General features: G+C 69.6%; 31 protein-coding genes. All 31 read left to right on the top strand.

Annotated elements, in window-relative coordinates:
* The first annotated feature begins 57 nt into the window (after nucleotides 1–57).
* The 31 genes from B5F74_RS05250 (at nucleotide 58) to B5F74_RS05100 (ending at nucleotide 16,277) form a co-directional block, all read left to right on the top strand.
* Nucleotides 58–282 carry a hypothetical protein gene (locus B5F74_RS05250; protein ID WP_087200651.1) on the top strand — a complete coding sequence of 75 codons (225 nt, stop codon included), beginning with the start codon at nucleotides 58–60 and terminating at the stop codon, nucleotides 280–282.
* Entirely contained in the window at nucleotides 269–529 is a 261-nt protein-coding gene (locus B5F74_RS05245) for a hypothetical protein (protein ID WP_087200648.1), read from the top strand. The genes B5F74_RS05250 and B5F74_RS05245 overlap by 14 nt, the downstream gene beginning before the upstream one ends.
* 1 nt (nucleotide 530) lies before the next feature.
* Entirely contained in the window at nucleotides 531–1,331 is an 801-nt protein-coding gene (locus B5F74_RS05240) for an HNH endonuclease signature motif containing protein (RefSeq protein WP_087200646.1), read from the top strand.
* Nucleotides 1,312–1,596: a hypothetical protein gene (locus B5F74_RS05235; RefSeq protein WP_087200644.1), complete on the top strand. Its 285-nt coding sequence runs from the start codon at nucleotides 1,312–1,314 to the stop codon at nucleotides 1,594–1,596. Before B5F74_RS05240 ends, B5F74_RS05235 begins: the two co-directional genes overlap by 20 nt.
* Complete coding sequence (locus B5F74_RS05230) at nucleotides 1,580–2,002, top strand: hypothetical protein (protein ID WP_087200642.1); 423 nt, start codon at nucleotides 1,580–1,582, stop codon at nucleotides 2,000–2,002. Before B5F74_RS05235 ends, B5F74_RS05230 begins: the two co-directional genes overlap by 17 nt.
* Nucleotides 1,989–2,174 carry a hypothetical protein gene (locus B5F74_RS05225; RefSeq protein WP_087200640.1) on the top strand — a complete coding sequence of 62 codons (186 nt, stop codon included), beginning with the start codon at nucleotides 1,989–1,991 and terminating at the stop codon, nucleotides 2,172–2,174. The genes B5F74_RS05230 and B5F74_RS05225 overlap by 14 nt, the downstream gene beginning before the upstream one ends.
* Complete coding sequence (locus B5F74_RS05220; protein WP_087200639.1) at nucleotides 2,171–2,380, top strand: hypothetical protein; 210 nt, start codon at nucleotides 2,171–2,173, stop codon at nucleotides 2,378–2,380. The genes B5F74_RS05225 and B5F74_RS05220 overlap by 4 nt, the downstream gene beginning before the upstream one ends.
* Before the next feature lies 1 nt (nucleotide 2,381).
* Nucleotides 2,382–2,606 carry a hypothetical protein gene (locus B5F74_RS05215; protein WP_087200635.1) on the top strand — a complete coding sequence of 75 codons (225 nt, stop codon included), beginning with the start codon at nucleotides 2,382–2,384 and terminating at the stop codon, nucleotides 2,604–2,606.
* Complete coding sequence (locus B5F74_RS05210; protein WP_087200633.1) at nucleotides 2,603–2,806, top strand: hypothetical protein; 204 nt, start codon at nucleotides 2,603–2,605, stop codon at nucleotides 2,804–2,806. Before B5F74_RS05215 ends, B5F74_RS05210 begins: the two co-directional genes overlap by 4 nt.
* Nucleotides 2,790–2,978 carry a hypothetical protein gene (locus B5F74_RS05205; protein ID WP_087200632.1) on the top strand — a complete coding sequence of 63 codons (189 nt, stop codon included), beginning with the start codon at nucleotides 2,790–2,792 and terminating at the stop codon, nucleotides 2,976–2,978. Before B5F74_RS05210 ends, B5F74_RS05205 begins: the two co-directional genes overlap by 17 nt.
* 1 nt (nucleotide 2,979) lies before the next feature.
* Nucleotides 2,980–4,173, top strand: a complete 1,194-nt coding sequence (locus tag B5F74_RS05200; RefSeq protein WP_087200630.1) for a site-specific integrase — start codon at nucleotides 2,980–2,982, stop codon at nucleotides 4,171–4,173.
* Between the two features lie 134 nt (nucleotides 4,174–4,307).
* Nucleotides 4,308–4,520: a hypothetical protein gene (locus B5F74_RS05195; protein ID WP_087200627.1), complete on the top strand. Its 213-nt coding sequence runs from the start codon at nucleotides 4,308–4,310 to the stop codon at nucleotides 4,518–4,520.
* Complete coding sequence (gene mihF / locus B5F74_RS05190; protein WP_087200625.1) at nucleotides 4,521–4,880, top strand: integration host factor, actinobacterial type; 360 nt, start codon at nucleotides 4,521–4,523, stop codon at nucleotides 4,878–4,880. It begins immediately after the preceding gene.
* The gene (gene ssb, locus B5F74_RS05185) at nucleotides 4,877–5,248 is read left to right on the top strand and encodes a single-stranded DNA-binding protein (RefSeq protein ID WP_087200623.1); all 372 of its coding nucleotides are present in this window, start codon (nucleotides 4,877–4,879) and stop codon (nucleotides 5,246–5,248) included. The genes mihF and ssb overlap by 4 nt, the downstream gene beginning before the upstream one ends.
* Before the next feature lie 11 nt (nucleotides 5,249–5,259).
* Entirely contained in the window at nucleotides 5,260–5,514 is a 255-nt protein-coding gene (locus B5F74_RS05180) for a hypothetical protein (protein ID WP_087200621.1), read from the top strand.
* A complete protein-coding gene (locus tag B5F74_RS05175) occupies nucleotides 5,511–5,825 on the top strand; it encodes a hypothetical protein (RefSeq protein ID WP_087200619.1) in 315 nt (104 codons plus the stop codon). Before B5F74_RS05180 ends, B5F74_RS05175 begins: the two co-directional genes overlap by 4 nt.
* A 3-nt stretch (nucleotides 5,826–5,828) precedes the next feature.
* Nucleotides 5,829–6,278 (top strand): hypothetical protein, encoded by a 450-nt coding sequence (locus B5F74_RS05170; RefSeq protein ID WP_087200618.1) that lies wholly within the window; start codon nucleotides 5,829–5,831, stop codon nucleotides 6,276–6,278.
* 288 nt (nucleotides 6,279–6,566) lie between these two features.
* The gene (locus B5F74_RS05165) at nucleotides 6,567–6,851 is read left to right on the top strand and encodes a head fiber protein (RefSeq protein ID WP_087200616.1); all 285 of its coding nucleotides are present in this window, start codon (nucleotides 6,567–6,569) and stop codon (nucleotides 6,849–6,851) included.
* Entirely contained in the window at nucleotides 6,851–7,144 is a 294-nt protein-coding gene (locus B5F74_RS05160; RefSeq protein ID WP_087200614.1) for an HNH endonuclease, read from the top strand. Before B5F74_RS05165 ends, B5F74_RS05160 begins: the two co-directional genes overlap by 1 nt.
* 173 nt (nucleotides 7,145–7,317) lie before the next feature.
* On the top strand, nucleotides 7,318–7,704 hold the full coding sequence (locus B5F74_RS05155; protein WP_087200612.1) for a hypothetical protein: 387 nt from the start codon (nucleotides 7,318–7,320) through the stop codon (nucleotides 7,702–7,704).
* Nucleotides 7,697–9,259, top strand: a complete 1,563-nt coding sequence (locus tag B5F74_RS05150) for a hypothetical protein (protein WP_087200610.1) — start codon at nucleotides 7,697–7,699, stop codon at nucleotides 9,257–9,259. Before B5F74_RS05155 ends, B5F74_RS05150 begins: the two co-directional genes overlap by 8 nt.
* Before the next feature lie 15 nt (nucleotides 9,260–9,274).
* Nucleotides 9,275–11,308 (top strand): phage portal protein, encoded by a 2,034-nt coding sequence (locus B5F74_RS05145; protein ID WP_143753792.1) that lies wholly within the window; start codon nucleotides 9,275–9,277, stop codon nucleotides 11,306–11,308.
* Nucleotides 11,309–11,355: 47 nt separating this feature from the next.
* Nucleotides 11,356–11,769 carry an AAA family ATPase gene (locus B5F74_RS05140; RefSeq protein ID WP_087200607.1) on the top strand — a complete coding sequence of 138 codons (414 nt, stop codon included), beginning with the start codon at nucleotides 11,356–11,358 and terminating at the stop codon, nucleotides 11,767–11,769.
* On the top strand, nucleotides 11,766–12,500 hold the full coding sequence (locus tag B5F74_RS05135) for an HK97 family phage prohead protease (RefSeq protein ID WP_158095702.1): 735 nt from the start codon (nucleotides 11,766–11,768) through the stop codon (nucleotides 12,498–12,500). The genes B5F74_RS05140 and B5F74_RS05135 overlap by 4 nt, the downstream gene beginning before the upstream one ends.
* A gap of 10 nt (nucleotides 12,501–12,510) precedes the next feature.
* On the top strand, nucleotides 12,511–13,719 hold the full coding sequence (locus B5F74_RS05130) for a phage major capsid protein (protein ID WP_087200603.1): 1,209 nt from the start codon (nucleotides 12,511–12,513) through the stop codon (nucleotides 13,717–13,719).
* A 13-nt stretch (nucleotides 13,720–13,732) separates the two neighbouring features.
* Nucleotides 13,733–14,350, top strand: a complete 618-nt coding sequence (locus tag B5F74_RS05125; protein WP_087200601.1) for a hypothetical protein — start codon at nucleotides 13,733–13,735, stop codon at nucleotides 14,348–14,350.
* Nucleotides 14,347–14,694, top strand: a complete 348-nt coding sequence (locus B5F74_RS05120; RefSeq protein WP_143753790.1) for a hypothetical protein — start codon at nucleotides 14,347–14,349, stop codon at nucleotides 14,692–14,694. Before B5F74_RS05125 ends, B5F74_RS05120 begins: the two co-directional genes overlap by 4 nt.
* 5 nt (nucleotides 14,695–14,699) lie before the next feature.
* The gene (locus tag B5F74_RS05115; protein WP_143753788.1) at nucleotides 14,700–14,981 is read left to right on the top strand and encodes a hypothetical protein; all 282 of its coding nucleotides are present in this window, start codon (nucleotides 14,700–14,702) and stop codon (nucleotides 14,979–14,981) included.
* The gene (locus tag B5F74_RS05110) at nucleotides 14,963–15,361 is read left to right on the top strand and encodes a hypothetical protein (RefSeq protein WP_087200595.1); all 399 of its coding nucleotides are present in this window, start codon (nucleotides 14,963–14,965) and stop codon (nucleotides 15,359–15,361) included. Before B5F74_RS05115 ends, B5F74_RS05110 begins: the two co-directional genes overlap by 19 nt.
* Nucleotides 15,362–15,369: 8 nt before the next feature.
* Nucleotides 15,370–15,969 carry a hypothetical protein gene (locus B5F74_RS05105; protein ID WP_087200593.1) on the top strand — a complete coding sequence of 200 codons (600 nt, stop codon included), beginning with the start codon at nucleotides 15,370–15,372 and terminating at the stop codon, nucleotides 15,967–15,969.
* Complete coding sequence (locus B5F74_RS05100; protein ID WP_087200591.1) at nucleotides 15,969–16,277, top strand: hypothetical protein; 309 nt, start codon at nucleotides 15,969–15,971, stop codon at nucleotides 16,275–16,277. The genes B5F74_RS05105 and B5F74_RS05100 overlap by 1 nt, the downstream gene beginning before the upstream one ends.
* Nucleotides 16,278–16,311 lie beyond the last annotated feature (34 nt).

Here is a 16,311-nt window from a genome sequence, read left to right as displayed (position 1 = left end):
TTGAAAACTTTTCCGATTTTCAACAGGGGGCTGAGTTTTCAACAGATTGGAGCAGACATGGGCAACACGAGACCGGTCCTCGTCGATGCGAAGCAGGGCATCGTCGACGGCACCTTCTACGGCTTCTACCAGTTCGCGGACAACGGCCACGCGATACCGGTCGCGGTCATCGAGTTCTGCGACGGCCAGGTGGGCATGATCGCGCCCGACCGCTTCCGCTTCGCCGACATCCGGAGGCCCTCGAGCGACGGGGAGGAGGGTGGCGGCAATGTCGACGAGTGACGAGTCGAAGGGCGCGGGCCAGGCCAACCTGGGCAGCCTGAACGACATCCTCTTCGCGGAGATGCGGCAGCTCATGAGCATGGACATGGCCGACGAGGCCGCCGTTGAGCGAGAGCTGGACCGCGCGAAGGCCGTGAGCGACCTGGCGGGGGTCACGATCGACAACGCCAACACGGTGCTCAAGGCGGTGCAGGTGCAGGACGGCCTCATGAACCGCCGCGCGATGCCAAAGATGCTGGGGGCGTGAGATGCCGGTCGCGATCAGGTGGCGCAAGCGACCCGACATGGTCGAGTGGATGACCGCCTTCATCCCTGGGCACTCGGAGGCGGAGATCCGCGCCGGCTTCAAGGATCGCTTCGGGATCGAGCTGACGCGCCCGCAGATCAAGAACTTCAAGGCGGTCCGCGGCGTCAGGAGCGGGACGGTCGGCGGGCGCTTCCAGAAGGGCCACGCCCCGTCGAATAAGGGAAGGCGCATAGAGGACTTCATGACCCCGGAGGCCATCGAGCGCACGCGCGACACGCGCTTCAAGGCCGGGCAGCTGCCGCACAACGCCGCGCGCCTGCCCATCGGGTGCGAGCGCGTCACGCGGGACGGCTACATCGAGGTCAAGGTCGCGCACCGGCCCTCCCGGACCCGCCAGGCGCACGACAACTGGGTGCCGAAGCACCGCCTGGTATGGGAGCGGGCGCACGGCAGGCCGCAGCCCAAGGGCACGAAGATCATCTTCTGCGACCACGACCTGAGGAACTTCGACCCGGCGAACCTGCTGCTGGTCACGAACGCGGAGGCGGGCGTCATGAACCGGATGGGGCAGGAGTGGAGCGACCGGGAGACCGCGGAGGCCGTGCTCGCCCTGGCGCGCCTGAAGATGGCGGCCTCGTCCGTGAGGAAGCGGCCACGCGCGTGCGCCGTGTGCGGGGAGACCTTCAAGCCCGAGTTCGAGCGGCAGCGCACGTGCCGGGCCTGCCTGGACAAGGGGCTCCGGTCCCCGACGGCCTCGCGGCGAGGGAAGGGGGCGGTGCCCGATGCCGATGGAGCGCGATAGGTACCCCGCCGACTGGGACCGCATCGCCCGCGAGGTCAAGGAGGCGGCGGGATGGCGATGCGAGGGGTGTGGCAAGCAGTGCCGCAAGCCCGGCGAGCCGTTCGATACACATCGGAACACGCTCACCGTGGCGCATCTGAACCACCGGCCCGAGGACTGCAGGCCGGAGAACCTGAAGGCGTTGTGCGCGCCGTGCCATCTGCGCTACGACGCGAGGCACCACGCCGAGACGAGAAGGAGGAGACAGCATGGAGATCATCGGTGACAAGATCAGCGACGCCGAGCGCTGGCGCGCCGCCGAGGCGCTGAGGTCCGTCGATGACGTTCCCGGCCACGGGAAGCTGGCGGCGATCGGGACGGCGCTCTACGGGGACGCCTACCTCAAGATCCCGGGCCAGATGGCGCTTTCGGCCGTGTGCACGAGGCTCGCGGCGCTGATCGAGCCGATCAAGCGACCCGCGTACGAGGACCTGCTGGACACGGCGTCGGATCTGTACGAAAGGGCCCGGGAGCTCATGGAGTTCTCCAGGTGCTCCGACGGCGCGCTCTCGGACATCGCGTCCGACGCGGCCGACGAGCTCGACGGGCTCGCCGCCCAGATACGGGACGCGCTTCGCCCCGTGTCGCGCGAGGAGCGGGAGGGCGGTGACGTTGCCCATGAGGCTGATTGACCCGAGGGGACGGCGCCGGAAGGTGCGCCTCAGGCGCGAGACGGGGCGCTGGACCGCATGGGTCCGCACCGGTCTGCTCTCTAGGCGCGCCGCGAGCGCGACGATGCCCATGACGGCGACGCGCAGGCTCGTCGAGTACATGGGCCTGCTGGGATGGATGGTCGAGCGATGAGGCCGTGGACCCCGAGGGCAGAGTGGCCCCGGACGTACAGCACCGAGCGCGGCTACGCCGTGGTCCTATGGTTCTACGCCCCGCGCGGCTTCCCCGACGAGGACGCGCCCGGCATGAAGGAGGCGCTCAAGGAGGCGGCGCTCGAGCGATCGGCGGAGATCGCCCGCCGCGCCGCGCGGATCTGCGAGGAGAGGAAGGTGGACTGACATGGACATCGAGGTCATCGAGAGGAACTTCGCCCTCAAGTCGCCAACCGGCGACCAGGTGGTCCGCAGCCAGACGATTCGCTCGGAGGCGAAGTCGCTCGCGGTCACGGTCGAGGGGCTGTGCCCGCCGTCGCGCGAGAAGTCGCTCGCCATGACGAAGCTCGAGGAGGCTGTCATGTGGGCGAACGCGGCGATCACGCGCGAAGAGGGGGGTGACGGGCGGTGATCGGGGTCGGCTCGAGGGTCGTGCTGAACGATCGCTACCGGGACCGCCGCGAGTACTGCGGGACGGTCATGACCGTCACGCGCCTCGGCGAGCTCGGCAGCTGCGCGGTGGCGTACACCGACCTGATGCCGGGCCCGTACGCCATCGACGGTTTCGACGAGGTCGAGGAAGGGGGTGATACGGATGGACAGGAGGGATGAGCAGACGGGCCTCGGGTGCATGTTCGGCGTCCTCATGGTCGTGCTCGCCGTCATGGTCTCCATCGCCGTCGGCATCTTCTTCGGCGCCGGCTTCGGATTCCTCGCGTTCGCGGCGTGGACGGTCGCGGCGATCGCGGCCGTGGCGGTCGAGTACAAGAAGACGGTGGGATGACATGAGGGTCGACGTCAAGAAGGACTCGGACGGCGTCTGGTGCTGCCGCCCGTACCTCGGGCTCGACGCCCTCGGGCGCCAGATCAGGCCGTACCGCCGCTTCCCCGCCGCGAGCACGCGCGAGGAGGCGCAGGCGCTCGCCGACGCGTGGGCGGCGCACCTCACCGCAGACGGCCGCGTGCGCAGCGCCCGCCTGTTCGACCTTCTGTGCGACTACATCGAGATGCGCGAGCGGGGAGGGGCGAGCCCCAACACCGTGAAGCAGTGGAGGCTCTTCACGCGCAACTACGTGAGGCGCTACCTGGGCACGGCGATCGCGCGCGACCTGACGGTCACCGACCTCGCGCGCTTCGAGAACGCGCTGCTCAGGCCCAAGGACGAGGGCGGGCAGGGGATATGCCGCAACTCGGTCATCGCCTGCCACAACTTCCTGCGCGGGGCTTACAACTGGTTCGTCGACGCGGGGATCTGCGAGCAGAATCCGATGATCTACGTCCGCAAACCGTCGCCCGACCGCGTCGAGGCCCCGTCGCTCGACGAGGCCGACTTCTCGACGGTCTCGCGCGTGCTCGATGAGGCGATGGCTCCCGATACCGAGGACGAGGCGTCTGCCGTCAGGTGCGTCTACGCGTTCGCGGCGTGGCTCGCGCTCGTTACGGGCATGCGCGTAGGCGAGGTGTGCGCCGTGCGCCGCCGCGACGTGAACCGCCGCAGGTCGTTCGTCCACGTGGGCGGCAACGTCATCGTCGGCGCGGGAAGGCCGCCCTGGAGGCGCGAGATCACGAAGGGAAGGCGCTGCCGAAACGTGTCGGTCCGCGAGTCGGACATCGCCGTCATCGACCGCGTCCTGGCGCTCGAGGACCGCGCGCTCGGACCGTTCGGGCCCGACGCCCCGCTCGTGACGCTCGACGGCCGCTACATGTCTCCGGACACCGTGAGCGGCAAGTTCTCGGAGCTGAGGGACCGCCTCGGCCTTCCGAAGCGCCTGACGTTCCACGGCCTGCGCCACACGCACGCCACGTGGTGTCTCGACGCCGGCGTGGACCTCAAGACGCTCTCGGAGCGCATGGGGCACGCCGACGAGTCGACCACGCTGAGGATCTACGCTCACGTGCTCCCGGGCCGCGACGCGGCGGCTGCGGAGGCTTTCGGCCGGGCCGCCGACATCGCCCGAGGGGGTGTGGCAGATGGCTGACAGGTCGTGGTCCCCGGAGAGCAAGCCGTGGAGGGGCGGAAGGCGAGGTCTAGGAGGCTATCCGATGGGAGGGCCGGCAGGCCCACGCGGGATAAGAGGCAATTATTCGGAATCATCCGGTGAGAGGCGGTCCGATGGAGGGGAATCCGAAGCTGATGGATGCGATGGGCAGGGCGATGGCGGCGAGCCAGGAGAGGAACCGCCGCGACGTAGCGGACCGCTCCAAGACGTGCGTGATCGACATCCCCGCCCAGACGGTCCACACGAAGTCGACCAGGCACGCGCAGATTATCATCCAGACGCTCAAGAGCGTCGGGGTGCACGGGACATACACGGTCAGGAGGTAGATGATGGGAAACGGTAGGAACGGCGGGCCGATCAACAACCCGGTCCCGAAGCTGACGGCGAACCAGCGCCGCGAGTTCCTCAAGTGCGCGAAGGCTGCCAGGCGCCGCCGCAGCGAGATGCTCGACAGGGTCCGCGAGGGCACGCTCGACCTCGTCGACGTGTTCTCGATGTCCGATGCCGGAGACGTCGACGTGCGCCGGACCCGCGTGTTCACGCTGCTGCGGTGCGTTCCCGGCTGGGGGTTCGCGAGGGCGCAGCGGCTCATGAGGAGCCTGGGCATCTCGGAGACCCGCCGCGTTCGCGGCCTCGGGCACAACCAGCGCGCGGCCATCCTCGAGGCAGTGAGGAGGTCCGCATGAGCTTGAACATCGTCTCGATCTCGGGGAACCTCGGCGCCGACGCGGAGCTCAGGATCACGCGCTCGGGCAAGCCCGTCACGACGTTCCACGTCGCGGTCAACGAGCGCGTACCGCAGGCGGACGGCTCGTTCGGAGAGCACACGAGCTGGATCGACTGCGTGATGTTCGGCAAGCGCGCCGAGGGCATCGCGCCGATCCTGCGCAAGGGCATGCGCGTGGCGGTGACGGGCAGGCTCCACGCGAGGTCGTGGGAGCAGGACGGCGTTCCGCGCAAGGCCATCGAGGTCCGCGTCGACGAGGTGGAGCTCATGACCGTGAAGCGGGAGGCGCAGCGCGCCGAGCAGTACGACGAGGGAATTTCCTACTAAGGAGGAACCGCATGTTTTTCGATCGCTTCTTCAAGGCGGGCAAGGACGATACCGAGACCGACCGCCTGCTCAGGTCGCACCCGCGCGACGCGCACGGCCGCGTCATCTACCTCGACGACGAGGTCGTGCTCGGCGGTCGCGTCCTGCAGGTGGTCGCGATGAGCCACAAGGGGAAGATCGTCGTGCGCGAGCCCGGCTCTACGGGGCGCGGCGGCAAGTGGGTGGACTCACGCAAGGCGGTCCTGCGCGACGGGGGCGAGCGATGAGCGAGGGGACCGGCTGCTTCGTGGGCGGGCGCCAGAGCGGCAAGAGCGCCTTCCTCGTGAACGCGTCCGCCCAGACCGGCGCGCGCATCGTGGTCCCGACGCACGAGATGGCGCGCTCGCTCGTCTTCCTCTCGCAGCGGATGGGGGTGCCCATCAAGGCGCCCGCCACGCCCTACGAGTTCGCCGCGAAGTTCACGGCGCTCGAGCGGTCGGTCCTCGTCGACGAGGCGCAGGCGGTGCTCGGGCACTTCCTCGCGGCGGACATCGTCGCGATGACGGTGAACGGGTTCCCGATCTACCCCAAGGAGTGATGCATGCGGGCGAGGGAGTACTTCGAGTCGGTTCGCGCCGAGGTCATCAGGTTGGAGCGCTCCCGTTCCATGCTCGAGAGGCTCAGGGCCCGGGAGGGCGCACGCGCCCAGACATACGGAATATCGTCCGGATCATCGGCCGGCGGCGACCCCATGGACGCCGTCGGCTCCCGCATAGACATGGAGGGCAGGATGGCCGCGTTCGTCGCCCGAGCCGAGGCGGACATCGACGCGGCCACCGAGGTGCTCTACGGCCGCGACGGCCGAGGCGGGCTCGCGAAGCTCAAGGGGTCGCGCTATTCGGACGCGGTGTGCCTCTACTACGTCCAGGGGTCCACCTGGGCGGAGGCGGCTGCGGAGATGGAGTGCTCCAGGCAGTGGTGCCGCGCCCTCGCCGCCGAGGCTTTCAGCTACATCGACCGCGTCGGATGGGCGGAGGTCAAGGACGCGTGAAAAATGTTTTCGGGAAACAGCAGGTCAAAAGTGTCCGGAATGTGGAAAAACGCGCGAGAACGGAATCTTATCCGGTTTGCCCAGATAACCGCGACTTGCATTTACTTACCTCGATTTCGTAAAGTTCGCTACAACGACAAGTGTGTCGGGCGCCCGCAAGCGCGCCCGGCGCCAGAGGAACAGACGGGACTGCCGCGATCGCACCGACGCGGCGGTCCCGTTCTCTATGGGTTCAATCGCCGCCGACGCCATCCGGTCTCGGCGGCGCTCTCGTGAAAGGGGACGGACATGAGCCAGGCTGCCAAGTTCCTCCGCCCGATCGCGGCGTCAAGCGCGCCGACGCCCGGGCAGACCGACACCGTGACCGAGGTGGTGTTCATCGGCGCGGACGGCGACCCCGAGGACCTGGGGGGAGGGGGAGGGTCGTACACCCTGCCCGCCGCGACGACCAGCACCCTCGGCGGCGTGAAGCAGGCGGCGGCAGTGGCCGACGCCTCCGGCACCGTCACCGCCGAGAACTTCAACGGCCTGCTCTCCGCGCTGCGCACGGCCGGCATCATCGCCACGGCGTAGTGAAGGAGCGCGACCCGCGCGGGACGAAGCGATGGCAGAAGCTCAGGCTGAACCTCTACGAGCGCGACCGCAGAGCGAACGCGCCGTGCTGGATCTGCGGCCAGCCCATTGACTACCGCGCCCCGTCCGGCACGCCGGACGCATGGGAGCCCGACCACGTGCTGCCGGTCGCATCGCGGCCTGACCTCGCGTTCGATCCGGGCAACATAAGGCCCTCTCATTGCTCGTGCAACCGCGCGCGAGGCAAGAAGGGCAACACCAACGACCTCGGCTCGCCGTCCCGCGCATGGTGATCGGGCCGAGAGGGTAGGGGAGTCGAAATCTCCCCGCTGGGGGGCGCGGCCGAGTCGCGCCCGGTTATCTTCCTCTCCCCCCTCGGTCACCCGGGGCGGGGTGGCTCGCGCGCGGTCAAGAAGGCGCGGGAGCCAACTGGGGAAACATCAGAAGCGAATAAGGGGGTGGAGCGATGCCCCGCAAGACGCTGGCGCAGCTGGACGACGAGCAGCGCTCCGCCGCCGAGGCGCTCGTCGGAGACCTGCCCGAGCCGAGGCGCCAGATGGCGCTCGACCTCGCCGTCGAGGTGCTGTGGCAGGCGGACAAGCTCAAGGCGACGCGCCGCCAGATCGGCTCCAAGGGCGTCGCGATCAAGTACGACAACGGCGGCGGGCAGAAGGGCGAGCGCCGCAACCCCGCGTTCGACGGCTACAACGCCCTGTTCAAGAGCTACGTGCTCGGGCTCAACAAGCTCGAGCAGCTGCTGGCCGAAGCGCCGGGCGACGGCTCCGGGAAGGCGAGCGCCCTGCAGTCGCTCAGGCTCGAGATCGGGCCGATGAGGCCGCGCGCCGATGGCTGACCTGCTCGGGGTCACCGAGCCGAGGATCTACACGCCGCCGCTGCGGGAGCTCACGCCCGAGACGAGCTACGGCTTCTCGGTCATCGCCTTCGCCGAGGCCGTCCTGCACATCGACCTGTTCCCCTGGGAGCGCTGGTTCTTCATCCACGCGCTCGAGGCGAACCCGGACGGCACGTTCCGCTTCCGCATCATCCTGCTGCTCATCGCCCGCCAGAACGGCAAGTCGACCATGGCCCGCGTGTTCACGCTGTGGGCGCTGTTCGTGTTCGGCGTGTCGCTCGTCCTGGGCACCGCGCAGAACCTCGACACGTCCGAGGAGACGTGGGAGGGCGCCGTCGAGATGGTCGAGGGCAACGACGAGCTCGCCGAGGAGCTCGAGCAGGTCGTGCGGGTGAACGGCAAGAAGAACCTCAGGCTCACCGGCGGCCGGTCCTACCGCGTGGCGGCGGCGTCGAGGCGCGGAGCTCGCGGCAAGACCGCCGACGTCGTCATCCTCGACGAGCTGCGCGAGCACCTGACCTTCGACGCGTGGGGCGCGGTCACCAAGACCACCAACGCGAAGCCAAACGCGCTCATCCTGTGCCTGTCCAACGCCGGAGACGGCTTCTCGGTCGTGCTCAGGCACCTGCGCTACCTCGCCCACAAGGAGCTCGGCGACCCGGACGGGTGGTGCGAGTCGGTGGGCGACATGGGCGGGGGCGACGACGGCGCCGAGGAGGGCGCGTCCGCGCCGCTCATCGGCATCTTCGAGTGGTCCGCGCCCCCCGGTGCGTCCAAATGGGACCGCGAGGGGTGGCGGCAGGCGAACCCGTCGATGGGCTACGGCACGATCACCGAGCGCGTCATCGCGTCGGACTGCGCGACCGACCCCGAGGCGACGTTCCGAACCGAGGACCTCTGCCAGTGGGTCGAGACGATCCGCGAGCAGCCGTTCCCGGAGGGCGCATGGGAGGCGGGGACCGACCCCGGCTCCGAGATCGCCGAGGACTCGCCGCTCGCGTACGGCGTCGACGTCAACCCCGAGAGGACGTGGGCGTCCATCGCCGTCGCCGGCGTCCGCGCCGACGGGCGCAGGCACGTCGAGGTCGTGGCCCGCCGTGCGGGGTTCGAGTGGGTCGTGCGGTGGCTCGACGAGCGCGCCGGCCGGCCCGGTGCGCACCTGCGCTTCGCCTACCAGAAGCGCGGAGCGCCCGTCTCGAGCATCTCAGACCAGCTGCTCGCGATCCGCGGGGCCGAGGTCCACGAGGTCGAGGGCGCCGAGCTCGCCGCCTACTGCGGGAGACTCTACGACGGCGTCGCCGCGTGCGCGCCGGGGTCGGAATCGGACGCCGTGCGCGTCATGCACCGCCCGCAGCCCGTCCTCGACGCCGCCGCCGCGACCGCCGCGAAGAAGGGGCTCGGAGACGGTGCGTTCGTGTTCGACAGGACCGCATCCCCCGAGGACGCCTCGCCGATCATGGCGTGCGCGATGGCCCTCGGCCTGCTCACCGCACAACCCGAAACGAAAACGAAGGAATCGGCCTACACCGCCGAGCGCGGCATGATGGTCGTCTAGTGATTGGAGGGGATCGTGCCCCTACTCGCATCGATCCTGCGCTCCATGCTGCCGTCCGGCACGCGCGTCGTCGTGTCCGGCGCCGCCGTTCGCGGGGTCATGGGCAAATCGGTCGAGGACCTCTACGCCGAGCAGCCCCATCTGCGCACCGTGGTCGACTTCATAGCGCAGAACGTCGCGGGGCTGCCGCTCAAGTGCTACATCAGGCGCTCGGACTCAGACCGCGAGCGCGACACGACGGGGGCGCTGCCCCTGCTGCTGCGCAACCCGAACCCCGTGATGACGGGATACGACCTCATCTACCAGACGCTGATGGAGTGGTGCCTGTACGGGCGCGCGACCTGGCTCGTCGGGCGGTCCTCATCATCGGAGTCGGGCTGGGAGATCCGCCTCATCCCGACCGCGTGGATCACGTCGAAGGACGGCTCGGACGGCTTCTCGTACGACCAGCTGAGCTTCCGGCCGACCGACGGCGCGGCGTCGACCGTCTCGGTCCCGACGTCCCAATGCGTCATGTTCTGCAGCTACAAGCCCGGCGAGCCGGCGAACGCCCTGTCGCCCGTCGAGTCGCTCAGGCAGACCCTCGCCGAGCAGATGGAGGCGCAGGAGTTCCGGCGCGGCGTGTGGGCGAACGCGGCCCGCATCACCGGCTACATCGCAAGGCCCGCCGGCGTCGACTGGACCGAGGCCGGAGCGACGCGCTTCCGCGAGGACATCAAGAACAACTGGGGGCGCGGCGGGTCGAGATCGGGCGGCACGCCCGTGCTCGAGGACGGCATGACCTACCAGCCCGTCGAGTACAACGCCCGCGAGAAGGACTGGGCGGCGGGCGTGCAGCTGTCGCGAGAGGACGTCGCCGCCGCCTACCACATCAACCCGAGCGTCATCTGGCCCGGCAGCGGCCAGACCTACGCGAGCGCGAAGGACAACGCCAGATCGCTCTACGCCGACACGCTCATGCCGTTGCTCACCATGATCGCGCAGCGCGTCAACAAGGACCTCCTGCCCATGATCGGGGCGCCGGCCGCCGAGTACGTCGAGTTCGACATCCGCGCGAAGCTGCAGGGCAGCTTCGAGGAGCAGGCGAGCGCCCTGCAGTCGGCCGTGGGCGGCCCCTGGATGAGCCGTGAGGAGGCCCGCGGCCTCATGAACATGCCGGCCGAGCCCGCAGGGGACCTCATCGTCCCGCTCAACGTGCTCGTCGGCGGGCTGGCGAGCCCGAACGACACGGCGCCGAAGTCCGGATACGTCATGGAGCCGTGGCAGCCGGCCGAGAAGGGCCACGATCCCGCGTGCGGCTGCCCGTCGTGCGCGTCGCTCAAGTCGGGCGAGGCGCCGGACGGCCTCAAGGCGAGCGGGCACCCCGCCGACGAGGACGTGTCGGCGTACGAGTCGGCGCTGCGCGCCTTCTACCGCCGCCAGCGCAAGAGCGTCCTGTCCCGCATCGGCGCGAAGTCCGCGCCAGCGAGGAAGGACGGCGAGCCCGCATGGTGGGACGCCGAGAGGTGGGACCGGGAGCTCGCCGAGGACCTCATGGACTCGATCATGGCGGGGTCAGAGCGCGCCGCGAAGTCGGCGCTCGAGGCGCTCGGCATCGACCCGGCGCTCTACGACGTGCCGAGGACCCGCAACTTCCTGCTCGCGCTCGCGCGGTCGCGCGCCGCGCAGATCAACGCCGTGACGCTCGCCCAGCTCGAGGCGGCGGTCGACGGCGAGGTCGGCGAGGACGCCGAGGGCTCGACCCCCGAGGGTGTCTTCGACAAGGCCGAGGGCTCGCGCGCCGCGCAGCAGGCCCAGTCGCTCGCCACGGCGATCGCCGGCTGGTCCGTGCTCGAGGCGTCGCGCCAGTGCGCGCCCTCGACGGCAATGAAGACATGGAACACGACGTCGTCGAGCCCGCGCGCGTCGCACCGGCGCATGGACGGAGAGACCGTCCCGATCGACAGCAAGTTCTCCAACGGGGCCGACTGGCCCGGCGACTCGACGGCGCTGCCCGTCGAAGACGTGGCGAACTGCCGGTGCGAGGTCACCGTGACCATTCCAGATTAGACAGGGGCCGCCCGCGGGCGGCCCTATCCATGAGACGGGAGGCCCGCATGCTGACGGTAGTCGTCGGCCCGCCCTGCGCGGGAAAGTCGACCTACGTCCGCGCCCATGCGAGAGACGGCGACGTGACCGTCGACTACGACGCGATCGCCCGCGCCCTCGGGTCGAGGCGCGACCACGAGGCCCCGAGGGCGGTCGCGGACACCGCGTCGAGGGCGCGCGACGCAGCCGTGTCGCGCGTCATGGCTAAGAGGTGGCCCGCGTGGGTCATCCACTCGCGCCCGAGCGCCGACCAGATCGCCGCGTACCGCGACGCCGGCGCCCGCCTGGTCCTCATGGACCCGGGAATCGACGAGTGCCTCAGGCGATGCGCCGAGGACTCGAGGCCGCCCGGCACCGAGGCGCGCATCCGCGACTGGTACGAGAGGCCGCCGCAGCTGGCGGCAGATTGGAGCATCCAGTGAGATACAAGGACATCCCCATCGAGTCGGGGACCGACGAGGGGAACGGCGGCTTCACCGGCTACGCAGCGACCTTCGACCGCGAGCCCGACTGCTACGGCGACGTCATCGCCCCCGACGCGTTCGACGAGACGCTCAGGGAGTGGGCGGAGTCCGGCAAGCCGGTCCCGCTGCTCTACGACCACAACATGGAGGACCCCGACTACAACATCGGAATCGCGGCCCTATCGGTCGACGAGCGCGGCCTGCTCACCGAGGCGTCGTTCGACGGCTCGGCGAAGGCGCAGCGCGTGCGCCAGCTCGTGCGCGAGGGGAGGCTCTACAAGATGAGCTTCGCCTTCGACGTGCTCGACGAGGGCACGGTCGAGCTCGCGGACGGCCGCAAGGCCAACGAGCTGCGACGCCTCAGGCTCTACGAGGTGTCCGTCGTGCTCGTGCCCGCGAACGGGCACGCCGAGATTGTCGAGGCGAAGGCCCGCAGCAAGTACGGCGCCGCGATCTCGAAGGCAAACGGCGACGAGATCGCCAAGGCCGCCGCCGCGCTCGAGTCCATCGGCGAGGCCGCGCACGATGCGCTCGAGATCTTGAAACCGCTCATCCCGGACGGCTCCGTGCCGCCCGATGACGAGGGAGGCGAGGACGGAGACGAGGGAGAGGCCGGGGAGGACCCTCAGGGCAACCAGGCCGCCAAGTCGCGCGCGATCGCCGAGGAACTGAAGAAACTCATCAGGTAAGGAGAACCGAATGAACCTCAAGGAACGCCTCGCCGAGCTCAAGGGCCGCGCCGAGGAGATCATGCCGGCCGTCGAGGCCGGCGACGCCGCCGCCCTCAAGGAGGGCGAGCAGCTCGCGAAGGAGATCGCCGAGGTCCAGGAGAAGATGTCCGCAGCAGACGCCTTCGCCGCGACCGTCAAGGGCATCGGCGCCATGAACGCCGGCGGCTCCGACGGCTCGCGCGCGAAGTCCGCTCCCCGCACGCTCGGCGAGTTCGTCGCCATGGGCGTCAAGTCCAAGGGCAAGCCCCAGCGCAGCTCCGTCAACTACGGCACCTACATGGGCTCCAAGGCCGCCGGCGACGTCATGGACAAGCCCTCCGCCGTCGACTCCGCGCTCGCCGACGTCCAGGAGCGCGTCTACGAGGGCCCGCGCCGCCGCCTGACCGTGGCCGACCTGTTCGGCCAGGAGACGACGACGCGCAGCGCCGTGACCTACTTCGTCGAGAACGCGTCCGTCGAGGGCGCGCCGGCCGGAACCGCCGAGGGCGCAAAGAAGCCCGGCGTCACGTTCGGCGACCCGACGCCGGTCACCGACCCCGTCAAGAAGATCGCGGCTGTCTACAAGGAGACCGACGAGATGCTCGACGACCTGCCCTGGCTCGCGAGCTCCATCAACAACCGCGGCATCTACCTGCACGAGATCACCAAGGAGGACATGCTGCTCAACGGCGCGGCGTCCGGCAACAACATCCAGGGCGTGCTGACCCGCACGGGCATCGGCAAGATCACGGCGAAGAGCGGCGACAAGGTCGCCGACCTGATCTTCAAGGGCCTCACCAAGGTCTACACGGCCTCCCCGTTCCGCGCGGACGCCATCGTCATCAACCCGGTCGACTACGAGGCCCTGCGCCTCGGCAAGGACGCCAACGGCCAGTACTACGGCGGCGGCTACTTCGCCGGCGCCTACGGCAACGGCCAGCTCGAGGAGGATCCTCCCATCTGGGGCCGCCACACGGTCGTGACCCCCGCCATCGAGGAGGGCACGATACTCGTCGGCGCCTTCAAGCAGGGCGGCTCCTTCATCTCCCGCAAGGGCCTGACCGTAGAGATGACCGACACCAACGAGGACGACTTCAACTACAACCGCGTCTCGATCCGCATCGAGGAGCGCGGCGCGCTCGCCATCCGGTACCCGATGGCGTTCTGCGAGATCGACCTGTCCGCGCTCTCCGCGTAGCCGGGGAGGGGACATGGTCTGGACCTTCACGCCGTGGGGCTACGAGATCGGCACGGAGGAGGGAGGGGCCATTCCCCCGCTCATCGACTCCGCTCAGCTCGCGGCGCTCACGCAGGGCCGGTTCGGCCCCGATACGCAGGGCGTCGACGAGGTCCTCGCCGGCGTGTCGGCAGCGATCAGGGCCGCGTGCGGGTGGCACGTGGCCCCGTCCCTCCCGTGCCGCGCCGCGCTCGCGGGCGGCGACCGGGTCGTCAGCCTGCCCGCCCTGCTCGTGACCGGAATCGAGTCGGTCACCGAGCGCGGGCAGGAGCTCGGGGAGGGCGCGTACGAGTGGAGCCAGGCGGGGATGCTGCGCCGCTGCCAGTGGAAGCGATGGGCGCCCGGCTACGGATCGGTCCTCGTCGAGTACGAGGCCGGCCTCCCGACCGCCGTCGCGGCCGAGCTCGCGGTCATCGCCGCCCAGGTCGCGTCGAACTCGCTCGTCGCGCCCGCCGGCGTGCGCCAGGAGAGCGCGGGAGACGTCTCGATCACCTACAACCAGACGGGGAACGGGGTCTCCGGAGGCGTGCGCCTGCTCGACTCCGATCTCGCGATGCTCTCGCGCTACCGGCTCGAGAGGACGTGGTCGTGATGCTGCCGAGCTTCTGCCGGAGCACCGTCACGGTCCTGCGCGCCCGCAAGGTCCAGACGAGGCCGGGCGCCATCGAGCACGATTGGGCCGACCCGACCGTGCTCAGCATCACGAGGTGCGCAGTCCTGCCCGTGTCGACGGGCGAATCGTCTGGCGAGGCCCGCGTGGGCGTCAACGTGACGGCCGCCCTCTACGCCCCGCCCGGCTCGGACATCGAGATCGGGGACCGCGTGCGGACCGTCTCGGGCGAGACCTACCAGGTGGTCGGCGCCCCGCAGAGGCGCGAGTCGCCGACCGGAGCCGTCTCGCACGTGAGGTGCGACCTCGCGCGTTACGTGGGGTGACGCGCGTGGCCATGAAGATCAAGTTCCACGACGCGGGGTTCCGGGGGATCCTCAACGACGCCGGCACCGTCGCGGCCATCGCCGCCGAGGCCCAGAGGAAGGCGACCGAGCTCGAGTCCGAGACGGGGCGCGCCTACCGCGTCGAGCAGGGCAGGTCGAGCGACCGACCGCGCATGCTCGTGCGCACGGACGGCCCGCCCGAGCGCATCGAGGGCCTCGACCACGAGACGTGGATGAGCGAGGTCTGGCCCAAGGTTGGAGGTGCCAAGTGGCGACCGAAGCACTAGAGCCCGTCGACGTTGAGTCGGCCCTCGCGGCCGACCTCGCCGCCTCCGGCATCACCGTCACCGCCCCGCCCGTCCCCGAGGAGCTGGGCGAGCGGCTCCCGCTCGCGTCGGCACTCAGGATAGGCGGGACCCGGATAAACCCATACGTGGACTCCCACTCGGTGACCTTCTCGGTATGGGCCGGCACATGGGCATCCGCCGTGGCCACCGCCGACCGACTCGCCGGAGCGGTGGCGAGGCTGCCCCAGACGGAGGGCTCCTCGGTCCACTGGCGAGAGGCATCGATAACCCTGCTGCCGCATATCGCGCCGGACCCGGCGCATCCGACCGTCCCGCGCGCCCAGTTCACCGCGACCGTGACGTGCAGGACCACAAGATAGGAGGATACATGGCTGTTGACGCCAAGAAGGTGTACGTTGGTACACCGGACCAACTCACGACGGGCGCGATCCTTCAGGCGCCGCTGGGCACGACCGTGCCCGACCTGCAAGACATCACGCCGTCGAAGGTGACTCTCGACGAGGGCTTCAAGGACTGCGGCTACGTGAGCGAGGACGGCGTCACGATCACGCCCGACTACTCGACGAGCGACATCCCGTCGTGGGGCGGCGCGGTCGTGCGCCGCATCCTCGAGCAGTTCGTCGGCGAGATCAGCTTCACGATCATCCAGACCGACGAGGCCGGCCTCAAGATGGTGTTCGGCGACGCCTACGTGACCGCGTCCGCCGCCACCTCCGACCACGGAAACCAGCTCAAGGCCGCCATCGGCGCGCACCTGCCCGACCAGAAGACGTGGGTCTTCAAGATGAAGGACGGCAAGGCGCGTATGCTCATCGTCGTGCCCATCGGCCAGGTCACGGCCCTCGACGAGATCACGTTCAACAACACCGACCCCGTCGGCTACGCGGTGACGCTCACCACGTCTCCGGATGCCAACGGCGAGAACATCTACATCCTCACCGACGACGGAGAGGTGGTGAGCGCGTAGTGGCGAGGCGCCCGAACCTCACGGTCATCCCCGGCCTGAGGAAGAACTGGAAGTTCAAGCTCGCCGGGAGCGACAAGGTCTGGTCGCTGCCGATGCTCGGCTCGCTGCCCGCCCGCGACGCGCGGCGGCTCAACGGGCTCGCCGAGGCGTCCGACCTCGAGCAGCTCGACGCGTGCTTCGAGCTCTTCGACCGCTACTGCCCCGGCCTCGTCGACGAGGTGTCGCTCGACGAGCTCACCGAGATCGTCAACGCCTGGCGCGCCGCGTCGGGCATCGGCGTGGGGGAATCGCCGGCCTCGTCCGACTGATAGCCGAGCACGGCGGGGCACTCGAATACGACCT

The sequence above is a fragment of the Collinsella sp. An271 genome, assembly GCF_002159695.1.
GTDB classification, from domain to species: Bacteria; Actinomycetota; Coriobacteriia; order Coriobacteriales; family Coriobacteriaceae; genus Collinsella; species Collinsella ihumii.
Note: the sequence above shows the minus strand (reverse complement) of the source record. Positions and strands in the feature narration are given on the sequence as shown.

Bases quoted from the DNA above. Each gene is read 5' to 3' on its own strand.
- B5F74_RS05105 (WP_087200593.1), top strand. From the start codon at position 15,370: ATGGCTGTTGACGCCAAGAAGGTGTACGTTGGTACACCGGACCAACTC.
- B5F74_RS05200 (WP_087200630.1), top strand. From the start codon at position 2,980: ATGAGGGTCGACGTCAAGAAGGACTCGGACGGCGTCTGGTGCTGCCGC.
- B5F74_RS05205 (WP_087200632.1), top strand. From the start codon at position 2,790: ATGGACAGGAGGGATGAGCAGACGGGCCTCGGGTGCATGTTCGGCGTC.
- B5F74_RS05235 (WP_087200644.1), top strand. From the start codon at position 1,312: ATGCCGATGGAGCGCGATAGGTACCCCGCCGACTGGGACCGCATCGCC.
- B5F74_RS05225 (WP_087200640.1), top strand. From the start codon at position 1,989: ATGAGGCTGATTGACCCGAGGGGACGGCGCCGGAAGGTGCGCCTCAGG.
- B5F74_RS05155 (WP_087200612.1), top strand. From the start codon at position 7,318: ATGCCCCGCAAGACGCTGGCGCAGCTGGACGACGAGCAGCGCTCCGCC.
- mihF (WP_087200625.1), top strand. From the start codon at position 4,521: ATGATGGGAAACGGTAGGAACGGCGGGCCGATCAACAACCCGGTCCCG.
- B5F74_RS05180 (WP_087200621.1), top strand. From the start codon at position 5,260: ATGTTTTTCGATCGCTTCTTCAAGGCGGGCAAGGACGATACCGAGACC.
- B5F74_RS05165 (WP_087200616.1), top strand. From the start codon at position 6,567: ATGAGCCAGGCTGCCAAGTTCCTCCGCCCGATCGCGGCGTCAAGCGCG.
- B5F74_RS05250 (WP_087200651.1), top strand. From the start codon at position 58: ATGGGCAACACGAGACCGGTCCTCGTCGATGCGAAGCAGGGCATCGTC.
- B5F74_RS05240 (WP_087200646.1), top strand. From the start codon at position 531: ATGCCGGTCGCGATCAGGTGGCGCAAGCGACCCGACATGGTCGAGTGG.
- B5F74_RS05245 (WP_087200648.1), top strand. From the start codon at position 269: ATGTCGACGAGTGACGAGTCGAAGGGCGCGGGCCAGGCCAACCTGGGC.
- B5F74_RS05175 (WP_087200619.1), top strand. From the start codon at position 5,511: ATGAGCGAGGGGACCGGCTGCTTCGTGGGCGGGCGCCAGAGCGGCAAG.
- B5F74_RS05220 (WP_087200639.1), top strand. From the start codon at position 2,171: ATGAGGCCGTGGACCCCGAGGGCAGAGTGGCCCCGGACGTACAGCACC.
- B5F74_RS05230 (WP_087200642.1), top strand. From the start codon at position 1,580: ATGGAGATCATCGGTGACAAGATCAGCGACGCCGAGCGCTGGCGCGCC.
- B5F74_RS05150 (WP_087200610.1), top strand. From the start codon at position 7,697: ATGGCTGACCTGCTCGGGGTCACCGAGCCGAGGATCTACACGCCGCCG.
- ssb (WP_087200623.1), top strand. From the start codon at position 4,877: ATGAGCTTGAACATCGTCTCGATCTCGGGGAACCTCGGCGCCGACGCG.
- B5F74_RS05125 (WP_087200601.1), top strand. From the start codon at position 13,733: ATGGTCTGGACCTTCACGCCGTGGGGCTACGAGATCGGCACGGAGGAG.
- B5F74_RS05170 (WP_087200618.1), top strand. From the start codon at position 5,829: ATGCGGGCGAGGGAGTACTTCGAGTCGGTTCGCGCCGAGGTCATCAGG.
- B5F74_RS05140 (WP_087200607.1), top strand. From the start codon at position 11,356: ATGCTGACGGTAGTCGTCGGCCCGCCCTGCGCGGGAAAGTCGACCTAC.
- B5F74_RS05130 (WP_087200603.1), top strand. From the start codon at position 12,511: ATGAACCTCAAGGAACGCCTCGCCGAGCTCAAGGGCCGCGCCGAGGAG.
- B5F74_RS05195 (WP_087200627.1), top strand. From the start codon at position 4,308: ATGGAGGGGAATCCGAAGCTGATGGATGCGATGGGCAGGGCGATGGCG.
- B5F74_RS05215 (WP_087200635.1), top strand. From the start codon at position 2,382: ATGGACATCGAGGTCATCGAGAGGAACTTCGCCCTCAAGTCGCCAACC.